Below are 16,693 nucleotides of genomic sequence, written 5' to 3'. Positions count from 1 at the left end.
TTAGAGAGAGATTCTTGAAACTGAAATCCTTGTTTGAAATGTTTTTTTGCACGATTGTCTATATAAATAATATTTTTATCCATTTAGATAAATTCCATATTCAATAGCTTTGAGACTATGTTGAAATAAAGGAGGTCTATTGTGGTGTATTGGTGACTTTAAAGTACATGATCTGATCAAATGAAAATTGGTTGATGATGTTTTTGGAAAAACTGGTACCCCCGAGCGGAATCATTTCGATATCAAACCTAAACCCAATAACCCGGTAAAGATGCTTTTGAGAAAGGAAAGGAGGCTAGATGAGAAGAGTCAATTCAACTTTGGATATCTCCTCGCCCTTGCCCTGACTTCGGCGATGGGCGGTTTATTGTTTGGCTATGATTGGGTAGTGATAGGAGGAGCCAAGCCTTTTTACGAATTGTATTTCGATATCAAGGGTTCTCCAGGCCTTCAAGGTTGGGCAATGAGTAGCGCCCTTATTGGCTGTGTATTTGGTGCGATGCTTTCAGGTACATTTTCGGATCGATATGGTCGAAAAATCCCTTTGATCATCGCTGCGTTTTTTTTTATCCTTTCCGCATTTGGCAGCGGTCAAGCTGATAGTTTCCATTGGTTTGTATTTTACAGGATAGTTGGTGGGGTAGGGATAGGGCTTGCTTCTACATTGTCCCCACTATATATCGCCGAAATTGCTCCCGCAGCATACAGGGGGAGGTTTGTTTCCATCAATCAATTGACGATTGTGGTCGGGATTTTGGCTGCGCAAATCATCAATTATTTTATAGCTGAATCGGTTCCAGAGCTAATGGGACAAGATGAATTGGCTAATTCCTGGAATACCCTGGTAGGCTGGAGATGGATGTTTTGGGCAGAATTGATTCCAGCTTCCATGTTTTTTGCCCTGATGTTTTTGGTACCAAAAAGCCCCAGGTTCTTGGTGAAAATAGGTCGTCACATTGAAGCCCTCAAAATTTTGGCAAAAATAGGTGGGGATGAATATGCGCAATATGAAGTAGGCCAAATCAAAAGTACAATGACTGGAACTGTGCACAAAGTCCAGTTCTCTGAACTCAAAACACCTAAAGTCAAACCAATCATCATATTGGGTATTGTATTGGCTGTCTTTCAGCAATGGTGTGGGATCAATGTCATATTCAATTATGCAGATGAGATCTTCACCAGTGCAGGATACAGTGTAGGCGAGATGCTGTTCAATATCATTATCACTGGCAGTGTGAACTTGGTTTTTACACTGTTGGCGATGCGTTTGGTAGATCAGTGGGGGAGGAAGAAGATGATGAAATTCGGATCTTTGGGATTGGCAGTCATTTATTTTGTACTGGGACTTAGCTATTTTATGGGATGGACGGGATTGCCGATTTTGTTGTTGGTTGTTGCAGCTATTGCTGTTTATGCATTTTCACTTGCACCTGTTACATGGGTGGTTTTGTCTGAGATTTTCCCAAACAGAATTCGGGGATTGGCTATGGCTATTTCCACTTTGGCACTTTGGATAGCTTCATTTGTCCTCACTTTTACTTTCCCTATTTTGAACAATGCCCTTAAAGCTTCCGGTACATTTTGGGTGTATTGTGGGATAAGTATTTTGGGCTATTTGTACATCAAATTCAACCTGAAAGAGACCAAAGGCAAAAGCCTTGAAGAAATAGAAAAAGAATTAATTGATCATTCCTTTGAACCAAAATAAGTTGCCCAATGACCATTAAGATATTAGTATCCGTTTGTTTTGCTTTACTGATTTTTTCCTGTCAAAAGCCAGAATCTGAACAAGTGATTGACTTGTCAGGAGAATGGGGGTTTCAGGTAGATTCGCTTGCAGTTGGAGAAGCTGAGAGGTGGTTTGATGGAGGAATGAATGACATCATCAAACTTCCTGGTTCTATGGCCGAGCACGGCAAGGGAAATGAAGTGTCGGTTTCTACAGTTTGGACAGGGGAGATCGTGGATAGTGCCTATTATTTTTCGGATAAATTCGAAAAATACAGGACGGCTGACAATACAAAGATTCCATTTTGGCTTCAGCCTACCAAGCACTATATCGGTGTGGCCTGGTATCAGCGTGAGATCGAAATCCCAAAAGACTGGGAAGGTCAATCCATTGTTCTTTTTCTTGAAAGGCCACATTGGGAAACCACTGTGTGGGTAGATGGGGAGGAATTTGGAATGCAAAATAGTTTGGGAACACCACACGAAGTAAAACTGGGGACAAATTTATCAGCGGGAAAACATACCGTCACCGTCAGGGTGGACAATAGGGTCAAAGAAATCAATCCAGGCCTAAGCGCCCATAGCATCAGTGACCAAACCCAAACCAATTGGAATGGGATCGTTGGAAAAATTGAATTGCGGGCCATGCCGATTGTTGCTATTGGGAATATTCGACTGTTTCCAGAAATCAATGCCGGTAATGTCAGTGCAGTGGTCGATATCCACAATGGATATCCGGAAAACATGGATTATGAATTGACAGCTACTGTCTATTCCAAAGAAGACAGAAAGCAGATTGGTGGGCAAATTGTCAAATCAGGCACGGTCAAAGAGCAAGAAAAGCTGGAGTTTGTTTACCCAATGGGCGATGATGTACAATATTGGGATGAATTTGATCCTAATTTGTATGAGATTGACGTCAAATTGAAAACAGCTTTTGGCGAGCAGACAATTCAGGAGACTTTTGGTATGCGGGAGTTTAGGTCCGAAGGGAAGCAGTTTGCCATTAATGGACGTCCTGTATTTTTGCGAGGCACCTTGGATTGCGCCATATTTCCGCTGACTGGCTATCCGCCGACGAATAAAGATGATTGGGAGAAAATTTTCGATAAGATTAAAGACCATGGCTTCAACCATATCAGGTTTCATTCTTGGTGCCCACCAAAAGCTGCATTTGAAGCGGCTGACAAGTTGGGGATGTATCTACAGGTAGAAGCAAGTAGCTGGACACATAATGTAAAATCGGGAATTGGGACAGGAAATCCCATAGACCAGTGGCTGTATGCCGAAGGCGAGGAGATCTTGAAAGCTTATGGAAATCATCCGTCTTTTGTAATGTTGGCCCATGGAAATGAACCTGGAGGAGCAAGGCAGGAAGAATATTTGTCTGAATATGTAGCCCATTTTCAGGGTTTGGATCATACCAAAGTTTATACTGGAGGTTCAGGTTGGCCTTATACACCAAATGCAGATTTTTATTTGCATTCTGATGCCAGGTTGCAGTTGTGGGGAGCTGGGTTGAACAGCAGAATCAATAGCCAAGCACCGAATACCCTTTTTGATTACAATCAATTGGTCGGGCAGTTTCCGATGCCCTATGTCACCCACGAAATGGGTCAATGGTGTGCTTATCCGGATTTTAAGGAAATCTCTAAATACACAGGGGTGTTGAAAGCCAAAAATTTCGAAATCTTCCAAGAATCGCTCAATGACAACAATCTGGGGGATTTGGCAGAAGAATTTCTGAAAGCATCCGGAAAACTACAGGCACTATGCTACAAAGCAGACATAGAAGCGGGATTTAGGACAAAAGATTATGCAGGATATCAGCTTCTGGGTTTACAGGATTTCTCTGGTCAGGGAACAGCATTGGTTGGGGTTTTGAACGCATTTTGGGAAGAAAAGGGATATATTTCTCCTGAAGAGTTTAAGCGTTTCAATGATGTGACAATCCCTTTGGTTAGGTTGGAAAAGCACATTTATCATCAAAATGAAACCTTGGAAGCAGCCATAGAGGTAGCGCATTTTGGAAAGTATCAATTGGAGAATGTTTCTGCCAATTGGAATATAAAAAACAAAAGTGGCAATAGCATTGCAAAAGGATCATTTGAACATCAAATCATCCCAATCGGCAACTATTTCCCAATCGGAACAGTCAGCCATGAATTCAAGGAACTGAAAACTCCAGAAAAATTGGTTTTGGAAGTAGAAATTGATGGGTATATAAACTCCTGGGACATTTGGGTATATCCGAAAACCAATAAGGAACTTGATGATAAAGGGGATGTATATTTCACAAATAAACTGGATAATTCTGCATTGGAAATCTTAAACAACGGAGGGAAAGTTCTCCTTTCCATTCCAAAAGGGAATTTGAAGCCTGAGAAAGGTGGGGATATTGGTTTGGGGTTTTCGAGTATTTTTTGGAACACAGCCTACACCAACAATCAAAAGCCACATACATTGGGCATTTATTGCGATCCTGTTCACCCTGTTTTCGCCGAATTCCCAACAGAGTATCATTCAAACTGGCAGTGGTGGGATGTGATTAGCATTTCCAATGCGCTGGTATTGGACGGACTTCCAACATTAACCCCTCTGGTAAGGGTAATTGATGATTGGAATCATAACAGGAGCTTGTCCCTGCTATTTGAAGCTCAGGTAGGAAAGGGGAAATTGTTGGTGTCAAGCATAGATTTTAATCAAAAATTGGATGATAAGCCTGCGTCAAAGCAACTATTGAAAAGTGTCACCAAATATATGAATTCCGAAAAATTCGAACCTCAAGTGGCGGTAGAAGTAGATTTGATCCGTTCGTTAACAATAGATTGAATTGTATTCAAGTCGAAGTCTTATTTACTTAGATTGGGATTGGCTTGTGAGGACACAAGCCAAGGTTAAATAGCTGTCATTTTTTTGAAGGTTTTTCATATCGTCCGTGCCTATGGCACTTTGGGTCTGCCTTTAACCTTTTGTCCCGTCAATAAATTACCGGGCTTTTATTTTGGTCATGCCATGCCTACAGCAGGAAATCTACGGCATTTTTATACCTTGGAACTCGCATCTGTCTTGAGTCTCACGTCTAGTATCTTGTGTCTCGCCTCTCGCTTCTTGTTTCTTGCATCTCTCTTACTTACAGATTGTTCCTGTACTCCCTTGGAGAAATCCCCATGTATTTTTTGAATAGCCTTGAGAAGTAAAGTGGGTCTTGGAAATTCAGGTGGTAGCTGATTTCCTTGATGGTCATTGTTGAGAGGTTTATCAATTCGCAGGCGGATTGGACTTTGATTAGGTTGAAATAGTGGATGATGGAATACCCGGTTTTTTGCTTGAACAAAGAGAAGATTCCAGAGGTGGAGCGGTTGAATTTTTGGGCGATTTCTGAAATTGTAATTGTTTCGCTCAGGTTGTTCTTTAGATAGACCTTGATATCTTCTACAAGTTTATCGTTTTCAGTTTCATTTTTTTTGTTTGACTTCAAGGAATAGAAAAGCAAAGAACCGATAGTCTTGTACAAAAGCATGTTGCTGTATTCGAATAACTCCTTGGAAATCCCGGTCCTCAAGACATCAATGATATACTCCAATTCCGAGATCCTATTTTTCTCAAATGGTACAGCTACCTGGTTTCCATCCTGTAAAGAATTGAATTTATCGAAAATAGGCTTTGCAAATTCCCCTTCAAAGTGAATCCAATAGATTGACCAAGGGTCTTTTTTGTCCGAAAAATAATAGTGGGATTTTTCCGCCTCAATGATAAAAAATGTGTTTGGACAAAGCTCGTATTTCTTCTGGTTCACATTGATATACCCAAAGCCTTCGACGCAGTAGATCAAAATGTATTCTGGGCAACCTTCGGGTCTTTTCCTGAAGTGGAAGGATGCTTTAGGGAAATAACCAATGTCAGTCAAATAAAGGTTTTTGTTGAATGCATCCAGCTTAAAAGACCTTAGGGTTTCCCTTGGGATTACTATTATCTCTTCCCCTTTGAAGCCTCTTTGCAATTCGAGTTGATCTTTCATTATTCCAATTAATGATTTTTTAAAATGGTTTCAAACTGGATGCCGCTTCAATATATTTTAGTCTATGTTTAAAACACAAAAATCCATCTAACAACATTGCAATAAACCTATTTTTGATAATAATAACAATCGTAATGTGTGCCATAAGGTTGATTACATTTTCTGGAAGCACTACATGACATCGTTTATTTGAAAATAGGAGGAAGTTTATTGTGATCAAATATTTAATGTTAAAATGTATTTTTAACCATGTTTTTGATTTTCCAAATCAAGCATAGTTACAGGGATTTTGATCCAATTGACCGCAAATGAAATCGAAAAGTAGATCGGACTTTATGGAAAGTGTCAAGGCTTGGAAAGAAAAAATAATCATTCCCACTTACGAAGTGGGTACTGCCGAAAAATACCCGATATTCTTGGAAAAACGGGTTTACCAAGGGAGCAGTGGGTCAGTTTATCCCAATCCAGTCATTGAGAAGATAAGCGACACCAAAGTAGACAAAGAATGGGAAGTTATTTTTATGGAAAACAGGTTTATAAAAATCATGGTTATTCCCGCGCTTGGAGGTAGGATCCAAATGGCCTATGACAAAGTCAAGGAAAGACACTTTGTATATTACAACGAAGTGATCAAACCTGCTTTGGTAGGCTTGACCGGTCCCTGGATTTCAGGTGGTATTGAGTTTAATTGGCCACAACACCACAGACCCAGTACCTATGAACCTGTGGACTTTACCATAGAGCAGCACGAAGATGGCAGTGCCACAGTCTGGGTGAGTGAGATAGAGAGAATGTTCAGGACTAAAGGAATGGCAGGTTTTAGGCTTTATCCCGACAAGGCATACATTGAGATCAAAGGAAAACTTTTTAACAGAACGCCACATCCACAGACATTCCTGTGGTGGGCAAACCCGGCAGTGGCTGTCAATGACCACTATCAGTCAGTGTTTCCCGAGGATGTCAATGCTGTTTTTGACCATGGAAAAAGAGACGTCTCCGAATTCCCCATTGCCAAAGGGACTTACTATAAAGTGGACTATTCCAAAGGGGTGGATATATCCAAGTATAAGAATATCCCTGTACCCACCTCTTATATGGCTATCAATTCAGATTATGATTTTGTGGGAGGTTATGAAAATGACACCGAGGCGGGTCTCCTCCATGTCGCAAACCACCACATCTCTCCCGGAAAGAAGCAGTGGACTTGGGGAAATGGGGATTTTGGACATGCTTGGGATAGAAACCTCACCGACAGGAATGGGCCATACATAGAGTTGATGTGTGGTGTCTTTACGGACAACCAACCGGATTTTGCATGGATCCAACCCTATGAAGAGAAGGAGTTCACACAGTATTTCATGCCTTATCAAAAAGTGGGTTTGGTCAAAAATGCCACCAAAGATGCCCTTTTGAATGTCCAGATAAGTGAAGGAAAAGCCCAGTTGATAGTTTATGCTACAGGTATATTCAATCAGAGCAAGATCAGACTCTGGATCAATCGGGATCTTTTGCTTGACAGGATCTTTGACTTATCACCAGAATCAGTATTCGAACTTTCGGTTCCCTATGAAGGCATTGCCCGGGAGGTAAAAGTCGAAGTATGTGATGCCGATGGCAAGGAACTCGTTTCATGGGACACTTCCAAAAAAGTGGAAAAGCCACTTCCTCAATCCGCCAGAGCGGCCAAAGATCCAAAGGACATCCATACGATAGAGGAACTTTACCTGACAGGTTTGCATATAGAACAGTATAGACATGCTACCTACAGTGTATTGGATTATTACAGTGAGGGACTTCTCAGGGATGAAAACGATGTCAGGTGCAATAATGCCCTAGGGTTACATTTGTTGAGGAGTGGGGAGTTTCACAAAGCGGCAAACCATTTCCAAAAGGCTATCGATACCTTGACCAAATACAATCCCAACCCTAGTGATGGGGAGCCATTTTTCAACAAAGGGATTGCCCTCAAAATGATGGGGAAATATGATGAAGCTTACGATGCCTTTTTCAAGACGTGCTGGAATGCCGCATTCAAAGCCCCTGGGTACTATAACCTAGCTCTGATAGAAACCAGAAGAGGGAATTTTGAATATGTTTTGGAATTGGTAAACAGTGCATTGGTGCATAATTGGCATAACCACAAGGCCCGCCATCTGAAAGCAATTATCCAAAGGAAACTTGATATTACAGTTGACAGGGTGAAGTTTATCGAAGATTCCCTTGAATTGGATAAATTCAACTTTGGGGTGCTGTATGAGAAGTACCTGCTTAGCTCAGAACAAAAAGACAAATCAGGGCTTCAGAATTTGTTGAGGGGTTATGTCCACAATTACATTGAACTTGCATTGGATTATGCGGATGCGGGATTGTATCAGGAGGCCATAGATTTCCTCCATTTATATCTGGAAGACAAGCGGAAAGTCTATCCAATGGTTTTTTATTGTCTGGGGTTCTTTTATGGAAAATTGGAAAATACCGAGCAGGCGGAGGCAAGTTACAGGCAGGCAGCCATCATGCCGTCAGACTATTGTTTTCCAAATAGGCTGGAGGAAGTGATCATCCTACAGGAAGCTATCAAAAGCCAGCCCAAAGATGCAAATGCATTGTACTACTTGGGTAATTTTTGGATGGCAAAGCGTTCATATCAGGAAGCCAAGGATTGCTGGGAGCGATCCTTGGAAATAAATGGGCAATCCCCGCTGGTTTTGAGAAATCTTTCACTCCTCTACTTCAACAAATTTGACGAAAAAACAAAAGCATTGGAGTGCCTAGAAAGGGCTTTTGAAATCGACAATGATTCCCGGCTACTTATGGAATTGGATCAGCTGTACAAGAAGCTGAAGAAGCCAACAGGTTTTAGAATAGCTTATTTGGAGGACAATATGGTGTCAGTGTTGGACCGGGACGATGTATACCTTGAATACATCACCTTGCTCAACCTCAAGGGAGAACACATGAAAGTGTTGAACTGTATTATGGAAAGGACTTTCCATCCTTGGGAAGGTGGAGAGGGCAAAGTGCCCAACCAATATGTCACTGCGCTGCTTGAAATGGCGAAGCTAAATCTTAAGGAAGGCAATTATTTGGATGCCCTGAAATCACTGAAATGTACACTCCAATATCCTGATAATTTGGGTGAAGGGAAGTTGATCGGTTCCTCGGATAATGATATCTATTATTGGATGGGCTGTGTATACCATGAACTGGGGAAAGAAAAGGATGCAAGGGATGCATGGGAAAAGGCGGCACAAGGACCATCTGAACCCTTGCCGGCAGTCTATTACAATGATCAATCTCCCGACAAAATATTGTATCAGGGTTTGGCATTTTTAAAGCTGGGGCAAGCTTCTGAAGCCAACAGCAGATTCAGGAGTTTGGTGGAATATGGGCAAAACCACTATGATGATCATGTTCGGATAGAATATTTTGCAGTCTCATTGCCAGACCTGTTGATCTGGGAAGAAGACTTGAATATTAGGAACCAGATCCACTGTGATTACATGATTGCACTTGGATATCTTGGTTTGGGAGAATTTGGGCAGGCGAATGAACATTTCGATAAAATACTGTCCCGTGATCCCGTACACCAAGGAGCCCATATCCACAGGAAGATATTGGATGATTTTCCCTTATTATAAAATCTGTCTTTTACTTTTTTAGGTTGTTTTTGAATGGTTTGAGAGTAGATGAACTTGAAATTGAGTTGAATTATTATTATAGGGAAACCCCTCGTCTTTAGGCTAAGATTTCAGCGTGCTGTTTCAAGTAAAAAATATTTTGACCCAAAGGTTTAAAAGTACCTTTTTTTAATTATTTTCAAAGCTTAAACCATCCCTACTATGAATAGAAAATTACAATTGAAGTATTGTTCTGTATGCCTAAACAGGAAGTTTGATCCCAACCAGGGAATTATTTGCAAAATAACCGATAAAGCTGCTGATTTTTTAGATACCTGTGCTGATTATCAGGTGGACGAAAACAAATTGAAGGAAGAAAAGGAAGCTGAATTGGTCGAAATGTCAACCCAAGAGCTGTTGACATCTTTACCCCAAGAAATCAAAAATCACCTGAGACAGCATCAGAGTTTTGGCTTTGCTGTATTGGGAGGGATGCTGGCAGCAATTTTTTCGGCTATTCTCTGGGCTGTTATCTCTGTTGCTTTCCAGTATCAAATAGGCTGGATGGCCATAGGTATTGGGCTTTTGGTTGGGTTTTCTGTTCGGTTTTTTGGCGCTGGTATTGACAAGAAGTTTGGCTATTTGGGTGCTGGTATCGCAGTTTTTGCATGCTTGCTGGGGAATTTGTTGACGCAGGTTGGTTTTCATGCCGATCAAGAATCAATCCCATATCTTGAAGTATTGGGCTATCTTACACCTTTGCTCAGTCTTGAAATTATCATGGATAGCTTTGTACCCATGGATTTGTTTTTCTTTGGATTGGCGGGTTTTGAGGGGTACAAGTTTGCATTCAGAACCCTTCCCAGCACCTTGGAAAATGAAAAGGACTATGCACCACAATTTGCAAAATTGAGATTCCCAATGGCAGCTGTTTCAGCCGTTTTGATTGCTGTCTGCCTGTTTATGGTGTCTAGCCATTCGGAAGCAGAAAGGACGAACTTTTATGATTCCGGTAAGGTCTTTTCAAAAGGTAAGCTTTTGCATGGCCTTGCGGAGGGTGAATGGGAGTACTTCTATGAAGACGGAAGTGTTGGTGCGAAAGGCAATTACTCTAATGGTTTGGAAGAGGGCTTCTGGCAATATTATGATGAATCAGGGATGCTCAGTAGCCTTCAACAGTATCACAAGGGATTTTTGCATGGGACTTTTACGACTTATTACAATGAAAACCTGATAAGCCAGCAGGGGGAGTATAAGAATGGGAGAATGGATGGGGAATGGACTACATTCTATGAAGATAAGTCTATCCAAAATAAAGGCAATTATTTCTTGGACATGCCTAATGGTGAATGGGAGTATTTCCATGAAAATGGAAAACTTTACCAGAAAGGCAATTATGAAAGAGGGGAGAAGAGTGGCGTCTGGAAGACTTGGGGTATTGATGGACAAATTACAGAAGAAATCAATCATATTTCTGAAAATGAGGTAGAATGGATCACCTATCGCAACCCAACTGGAAAGCCATCTGTACAAAACGGAAATGGTGATTTCGTTTCCTTTCACCCAAATGGTAAAACTGCAATCTCAGGCACGATCAAGAATAAAAAAATGGAAGGTGACTGGAAGTTCTTTGATGAAAATGGAAAGCACACATCAACGATCCAATACAAAGATAATATCGGAAAGGTATTGACAATCACTGATAAAGATGGTAGTGCTTTGGTTAAAAATGGTGCTGGCAGATTTATAGGGTATTTTGAAAGTGGCAATCTGCAAGATGAAGGTGAATATACAGATGGATTGAAACAAGGCAAATGGACTAGCTATTTTGATGGTGATGATAATCCGGTTCAGGAAATTGCCAATTATAAGGATGGATTGTTGGTTGGTCGGTATGTTACATATTATCCAAATGGGAAGGAACAAATGGTAGGTGGTTATGAAAATGGAATTAGGGATGGGCTTTGGACATGGTTTACGATGGATGGTGATATAGATTCAGAAGTTCGTTTTGCAGAAGGAAAGAAAACCGGCAATCAAATTTTCTATAATGAATTCAAGACAATCGTTAAAAAGGAAAGATATGAAGATGGGGATTTGGTTGAAACCATTATTCCTTGAGAACTTTATGTTTTAACCACAGGGAAGAAATGGGGAGTTGCGTACTACCTTAATAGGGAAGTGTAAATTGATCTATTTGTCAGTACGTTGAAATAAAATAACCAATCCATTGTATTGATTCAATATAAATGAAAAAAGCCCAACCTCTTTTGGGGATTGGGCTTTTTTCATTTATGAATTTTAGTCGATTTGTGCTAGATTAAACATATGTAACTAGGGCAATCCCTTTTAGCCAGAAAATTTCAAGGTGACTAAAAAAGATCAGTCTTAGAATCCGTGTTAACTGATCGTATCTACATTATTACCTAGATTACGGTAATTGATTTTTTCCCGTGGGTTAGTACCATTGAGATACTCTTCCACATTGGTATAGCCGTCGCCATCAGCATCCATAGCGCCATCACTTGGATCATTGGGGTCAAGGTTGTATTTGATTTCCCATTCGTCAGGCATACCATCCCCGTCGGTATCAACAGGTACCTGTGCAGGGTCGAAAGTCAGGTTTGGATAGCCACCTACTTCAGATATGTCATTTATAATACCAGTTTCAGTCATCGGTTTTCCTGTACGTACCATTTCCGTTACACGGATATCTACGGCGTCACGTTTGGGTAAAGTGGCTCCAGCCTTTGCCAAAACTGCCTCATAGGCATCACCAGCAGTATGGTGTGGTGCGACTGGCCAGCCTTCGAATGGGGTATTTACACGGGCTGTGCTTTGCCCATCACTTCCTTCTGGGATGATGGAATCTTTTGTCTCCTTTACTTTCATACCTGCCCAGTTGTTATTGTTCAACTCGTCATTTCCCTCCATGATATTGCCTGCAACATACCATTTTCCGGGACGGTTTTGTTCTTTGGGATACCAATCACCTTCTTTCCAAGCATTGCCAGGTGAGTACATACTGCGCTGTTCGATGCGGGCGAAGACTGCACGCATGTTTTCCCGCGTAGCCGGTCCCGGCTTGAAGTAGTTGTTGATAAGATTGACCATAGAGGTCTCATCACCACCATCTATCGTGCGGTGTTGCCAGTTGAAAAGTACATTGTACCGAAAATCAAACGGTCCCGACATGCCTATTGAAGGATTTCGGGCTGTGTTTGAGGCGAAGAGATTGTGGTGGAATGTGGAAGGGTTTCCGCCCCAAGTAGCTCCAAAAGCATGGTTTTTGGCATTGAGTCCTTCGCTGGAAATGGTCCATTGGATGGTGATATACTCTGATGGATCTTTTATTCGTGTGCTTCCATCATGGGATGGTCTCATGTGTCGGTAAAGCGAAATGTTTTCGTCCATTCCCCAACTGGTGGAGCAATGGTCAATAATAACATGGTGGTGTGGATTGCCTCCAATATTGTCATCTCCTTGTCCTCCGACAGGAATGCCCCGGCGTACTCGTAAGTGGCGGATGATGACATTGTGTGTATTGATATTAAGTGTGCCGGCTATACAAACCCCATCACCTGGAGCAGATTGTCCTGCTATGGTTATGTCAGGATTGTTGATGTTAAGATCTTCATTGATCTTTATCGTGCCAGCAACCCGGAATATCACAATACGTGCGCCTTCAGTTTCTAGGGCATTTCGCAAACTGCCTGGACCGCTATCGTTGAGGTTGGTGACGGCAATGACTTTGCCTCCCCGTCCACCTGTGGTAAACATACCTCCTCCCCAAGCCCCTGGAAATGCTGGGATAACAGCTTCGGGTAATCTTGGAGGGTGGGGTGGGATTTGTCCAACTTCTGGTTGTCTGTAACTTTGATTGGCATTTTGAGCCTGCACGTCGATAGCTGGATATAAAAATGCGAGCAAAAGCAGGGCAGTAATGATGATTTGATAGGTTCTTTTCATTTTAATTGAGTTTTAATTGTCACATGGATATTTCCATTGAACTCTTGTGTTTTGGTTTAGGTGGCTGTCTCAAAATTCAAATTAATATATTGAAGGCCAAATGGTATTTGGGATGTTTTTGTGTCTTTGCCAAATTCTTGGTCGCTTAAGACACAAAGTGTTCAATAATAAAACGAATGTCTTATTTGGCACAAAATAGATAAGCTGATTTGTGAAACTGCCGGGTTTAGTGTTTACTATAATTCAACTTTTTCCTACATACTTAGTTATGATTTTGAAAATAAATAACTATGATATCTGGGATATCTTGATATGCTAAAAATTAGGGTGTGTGGGGCTTTTAACTGGAATATTTCCTTTGGCTAGACAGCACTGTAGTCTACCGGGATTTGAAGGTGATTCGTGTATTGTCAATATAGGATTGATTAGCACTGTGACTTCAAGCTTTCTCCAAAGGAATTTAAAGATACAAAAAAGTCACATAATTAAGTGTAATGTTTACAATTATTTTTTTTGAACCTTGTCTAGGACGTTTTAAATTTCGAATGACAAATTTCATTTTTGGGTTTGCCTGAAATTTTAAACTGCCAATATAATGGTCAAGGAATATTTGGGTTTAGAATCATAATGGCAATTAGTTCATAGACTACTTGATAAATTGTCGCAGTCTTGTCAGTTGATAAGTCTTTATTATAAAAATCCTCCTAATTCATTTATCTCCTCCCGAAGCTCAATCATGTGATTCTTATTGGTCTGATAGTAGTAGCAATCTGTAAGGAAATGGTTACACTTTGGGCTAGGTTATTCATTGGATTTGGTATTGCATATTTATGCTTTCGTACCCAGCGCTTACCATGGAGAAATTGAACCAAGATCCATTCTGAGACATAGACTGATGCTGTTTTGAATTTTGGATGGCTGTTTGCCAAAAACTGTTTTTGTGAGGGGAAATAATCAGTCTTTAATTGTTTTTTGCTTTATCAAATTCGATCAAAAGCATCTTTTATTCTTCCTATCGATGATTTAGTACTTATTGGATATTTAGGATACAGAAGGGCAATTTTTGTCAACTTTAGTGGACCATGGGTAAAGCAATGCCTTTTTGTCCTTTTAAATAATTTCCCACGGTGTTTTTCCGGCAAATTTGACTCGTGGAAATATTGGTTTGGGCATGGGACTATATTCGAATGGCATAGACGTTGCACCCAATCAGTTGAACCAAAAACAAATAAACCATGAGCAAAGTATCTGAAAAAATCAAAGGGAACTGGGAAGAGATCAAAGGTAGACTAAAGCAGGAATATGGTGAGCTGACCGATGATGATCTAAAGTATGTCCAAGGCAAAGAGGATGAATTGTTTGGAAGAATCCATAAAAGGATTGGAAGGCCAAAAGAGGAGCTTGAAAACCTAATCTTTAGAACTGGCCACATTTAAGCCTAGAATGGGAATTTGCTTTATGGCATCTATCAAGGGTCTCGGTTTGCATTGAGCAATATATTAAAATCAAGCCAAGGCTTTTATTGGAGTCAACCATCCGAGGGGGGCTTGTATTGGATATTGTAAAAGTGAAATCCTTGAATTAATCCGATAGCTACATTAACAGAATGTTGGCTGTCCTTTCAAAAGTTGCAAGTAATCTTTTGTTATAAATCTCAAAGGAATGATGATGGAAAATGAATTTGAAGAATTGGTAAAAAACCGCTGGAGTCCAAGGGCTTTCTCTGATAAGGAGATTACCAAAGATGAGATGAGTAGTATTTTCAATGCTGGGAAGCAGGTTGCTACAAGTTATAATGAACAGCCCTGGAAGTTCCTCTTGGTGCAGAAGGGCGAGGAAAGCTATAAGAAATTGCTTCATTGTCTGGATGATTTCAATAGGAAATGGGCAGGAGAGGCTCCCTATTTGGGAATTGCACTCTCGAAGAGAAATTTTGACGGAAACCTAAAGGAAAATCCACATTACACTTATGATACAGGTGCTTTCATGGCAGTAGCATCCCTAGCCGCATTTGATTTGGGTATTTTTATCCACCAAATGGCAGGCTTTTCGGAACAGAAGGTGCAGGAGCAATTTGCCATACCTGAGAGATACCGACCGATCACTTTATTTGCAATGGGAAGGCACGGAAAAACGGAAGATTTACCCGAAGAAATCAAAAAAAAAGAAAGTGCCCATTCATCGAGGAAAAAGCTACAGGAGTTTCTCTTCAGGGATCAATGGGACAACCCTTTTTAGCTTAGTAGACATGGCTGGAACTTTCAAGCACAAAGCAACTGCAAAAGAAGTCAGGAAAATGAAACAAAAAGGTTTTGACCATGACTTTGAGATAAAATCAAAAGGCATCCTTGAGATAGTCGGAGAGGATCAGGGATACCTGCCATCTGAGGTTAAGGTTCGTGATCTCTCTACCTATAGTGGAAATGGGGAAAACTGCGAAAAGATCATTTACGGGATCGAAACCAGCAATGGAATAAAAGGAACCCTTGTCTACCATGAAGGTGATATGGAAGCACGTAGGGTTTTGAACTTCATGGCAAATGTGAAAATAACCAATACCAAGAAAATCATTCGTAAAGAAAAATAAATAAAATGGAAAATCTTAAGAATAAAAAAGTCGCCATTCTGGCAACAAACGGTTTTGAAATGTCAGAATTGGTGAGCCCATTGAGAACTCTGCAAAAAAATGGAGCCAAAGTGGATATCATAGCCCCCAAACTTGGGAAGATCAAAGGCTGGGAAAATGGTGATTGGGCAGAAAGTGTTGAGGTAGATAAAGCATTGGATGAAGTCACTTCTTCGGATTATGATGCATTGGTTTTACCGGGCGGTACACTCAACCCAGATAAACTCAGAATGGACAAAAAGGCCATCAATTTTATTAAGACATTTTTTGATGATAAGAAGATCGTGGCGGCAATCTGCCATGGACCGCAGCTGTTGATAGATGCCGAAGCAGTAGAGAACAGGAAGCTGACTTCATTTCATTCCATCAAAAAAGATTTGGAAAATGCAGGCGCAAGTTGGGTTGACGAAGAAGTGGTCGTGGATCAAGGTTTGATTACCTCCAGGACACCAGAAGACCTTAGTGCTTTCAATAGAGCACTTGTCGAACATCTGACAGAAAGCGATATCAAGGAAGAAGTTTTTCCCCATGGAAATAGCCTTTAACAATTTCAAAGAAAGAAATTCTTTGAGGGTTGTACAGTTTAGGAGGATTGGTCTGTGCTGACACAAACCAAACTTGTGTAGGTTTAAACCCCTGAAGATTTTGGCTAAAAGGGATTCCCCTAAGGATCTTCTAGAAAATTATTTTTCTAGAATTAATGAGTCAAGTTATTTCACCCGAAACCAAAAA

10 protein-coding genes are annotated in these 16,693 nt (G+C 40.8%); 8 read left to right on the top strand and 2 right to left on the bottom strand.

Annotation, left to right across the window (positions count from 1 at the left end; all coding sequences use genetic code 11):
- Positions 1 to 271 precede the first annotated feature (271 nt).
- On the top strand, positions 272 to 1,708 hold the full coding sequence (locus tag ACFSKL_RS15950) for a sugar porter family MFS transporter (RefSeq protein WP_376887323.1): 1,437 nt from the start codon (positions 272 to 274) through the stop codon (positions 1,706 to 1,708).
- An 8-nt stretch (positions 1,709 to 1,716) separates the two neighbouring features.
- Entirely contained in the window at positions 1,717 to 4,560 is a 2,844-nt protein-coding gene (locus ACFSKL_RS15945; protein ID WP_376887322.1) for a sugar-binding domain-containing protein, read from the top strand.
- Positions 4,561 to 4,861: 301 nt separating this feature from the next.
- On the opposite strand, the gene ACFSKL_RS15940 is transcribed toward ACFSKL_RS15945, so the two are convergent.
- Positions 4,862 to 5,749 carry an AraC family transcriptional regulator gene (locus ACFSKL_RS15940; RefSeq protein WP_376887321.1) on the bottom strand — a complete coding sequence of 296 codons (888 nt, stop codon included), beginning with the start codon at positions 5,747 to 5,749 and terminating at the stop codon, positions 4,862 to 4,864.
- A 308-nt stretch (positions 5,750 to 6,057) separates the two neighbouring features.
- Between ACFSKL_RS15940 and ACFSKL_RS15935 the strand changes: the two genes are divergently transcribed.
- Both ACFSKL_RS15935 and ACFSKL_RS15930 read left to right on the top strand, forming a co-directional pair.
- Positions 6,058 to 9,387 carry a DUF5107 domain-containing protein gene (locus ACFSKL_RS15935; RefSeq protein WP_376887320.1) on the top strand — a complete coding sequence of 1,110 codons (3,330 nt, stop codon included), beginning with the start codon at positions 6,058 to 6,060 and terminating at the stop codon, positions 9,385 to 9,387.
- A gap of 201 nt (positions 9,388 to 9,588) precedes the next feature.
- Complete coding sequence (locus tag ACFSKL_RS15930; protein WP_376887319.1) at positions 9,589 to 11,487, top strand: hypothetical protein; 1,899 nt, start codon at positions 9,589 to 9,591, stop codon at positions 11,485 to 11,487.
- 279 nt (positions 11,488 to 11,766) lie between these two features.
- Here the strand turns inward: ACFSKL_RS15930 and ACFSKL_RS15925 are convergent, their stop codons facing one another.
- Positions 11,767 to 13,335 carry a pectate lyase family protein gene (locus tag ACFSKL_RS15925; RefSeq protein WP_376887318.1) on the bottom strand — a complete coding sequence of 523 codons (1,569 nt, stop codon included), beginning with the start codon at positions 13,333 to 13,335 and terminating at the stop codon, positions 11,767 to 11,769.
- Positions 13,336 to 14,570: 1,235 nt separating this feature from the next.
- Between ACFSKL_RS15925 and ACFSKL_RS15920 the strand changes: the two genes are divergently transcribed.
- The 4 genes from ACFSKL_RS15920 to ACFSKL_RS15905 all read left to right on the top strand — a co-directional run bounded on the left by ACFSKL_RS15920 (position 14,571) and on the right by ACFSKL_RS15905 (position 16,506).
- Positions 14,571 to 14,771 carry a CsbD family protein gene (locus ACFSKL_RS15920; RefSeq protein ID WP_376887317.1) on the top strand — a complete coding sequence of 67 codons (201 nt, stop codon included), beginning with the start codon at positions 14,571 to 14,573 and terminating at the stop codon, positions 14,769 to 14,771.
- Positions 14,772 to 14,997: 226 nt separating this feature from the next.
- Positions 14,998 to 15,573, top strand: coding sequence for a nitroreductase family protein (locus ACFSKL_RS15915; protein ID WP_376887316.1), 576 nt, complete (start codon positions 14,998 to 15,000; stop codon positions 15,571 to 15,573).
- 10 nt (positions 15,574 to 15,583) lie between these two features.
- The gene (locus tag ACFSKL_RS15910; protein ID WP_376887315.1) at positions 15,584 to 15,922 is read left to right on the top strand and encodes a hypothetical protein; all 339 of its coding nucleotides are present in this window, start codon (positions 15,584 to 15,586) and stop codon (positions 15,920 to 15,922) included.
- A gap of 5 nt (positions 15,923 to 15,927) precedes the next feature.
- On the top strand, positions 15,928 to 16,506 hold the full coding sequence (locus ACFSKL_RS15905; RefSeq protein WP_376887314.1) for a type 1 glutamine amidotransferase domain-containing protein: 579 nt from the start codon (positions 15,928 to 15,930) through the stop codon (positions 16,504 to 16,506).
- Positions 16,507 to 16,693: the final 187 nt, after the last annotated feature.

Origin of the sequence: Belliella marina, from assembly GCF_042682445.1 — a bacterium.
GTDB classification, from domain to species: domain Bacteria; phylum Bacteroidota; class Bacteroidia; order Cytophagales; family Cyclobacteriaceae; genus Belliella; species Belliella marina.
The sequence above is the reverse complement of the archived record's forward strand: the minus strand, read 5'-3'. Positions and strand labels throughout refer to the sequence as shown.

Bases quoted from the DNA above. Each gene is read 5' to 3' on its own strand.
- ACFSKL_RS15905 (WP_376887314.1), top strand. From the start codon at position 15,928: ATGGAAAATCTTAAGAATAAAAAAGTCGCCATTCTGGCAACAAACGGT.
- ACFSKL_RS15935 (WP_376887320.1), top strand. From the start codon at position 6,058: ATGAAATCGAAAAGTAGATCGGACTTTATGGAAAGTGTCAAGGCTTGG.
- ACFSKL_RS15910 (WP_376887315.1), top strand. From the start codon at position 15,584: ATGGCTGGAACTTTCAAGCACAAAGCAACTGCAAAAGAAGTCAGGAAA.
- ACFSKL_RS15920 (WP_376887317.1), top strand. From the start codon at position 14,571: ATGAGCAAAGTATCTGAAAAAATCAAAGGGAACTGGGAAGAGATCAAA.
- ACFSKL_RS15950 (WP_376887323.1), top strand. From the start codon at position 272: ATGCTTTTGAGAAAGGAAAGGAGGCTAGATGAGAAGAGTCAATTCAAC.
- ACFSKL_RS15945 (WP_376887322.1), top strand. From the start codon at position 1,717: ATGACCATTAAGATATTAGTATCCGTTTGTTTTGCTTTACTGATTTTT.
- ACFSKL_RS15940 (WP_376887321.1), bottom strand. From the start codon at position 5,749: ATGAAAGATCAACTCGAATTGCAAAGAGGCTTCAAAGGGGAAGAGATA.
- ACFSKL_RS15930 (WP_376887319.1), top strand. From the start codon at position 9,589: ATGAATAGAAAATTACAATTGAAGTATTGTTCTGTATGCCTAAACAGG.
- ACFSKL_RS15925 (WP_376887318.1), bottom strand. From the start codon at position 13,335: ATGAAAAGAACCTATCAAATCATCATTACTGCCCTGCTTTTGCTCGCA.
- ACFSKL_RS15915 (WP_376887316.1), top strand. From the start codon at position 14,998: ATGATGATGGAAAATGAATTTGAAGAATTGGTAAAAAACCGCTGGAGT.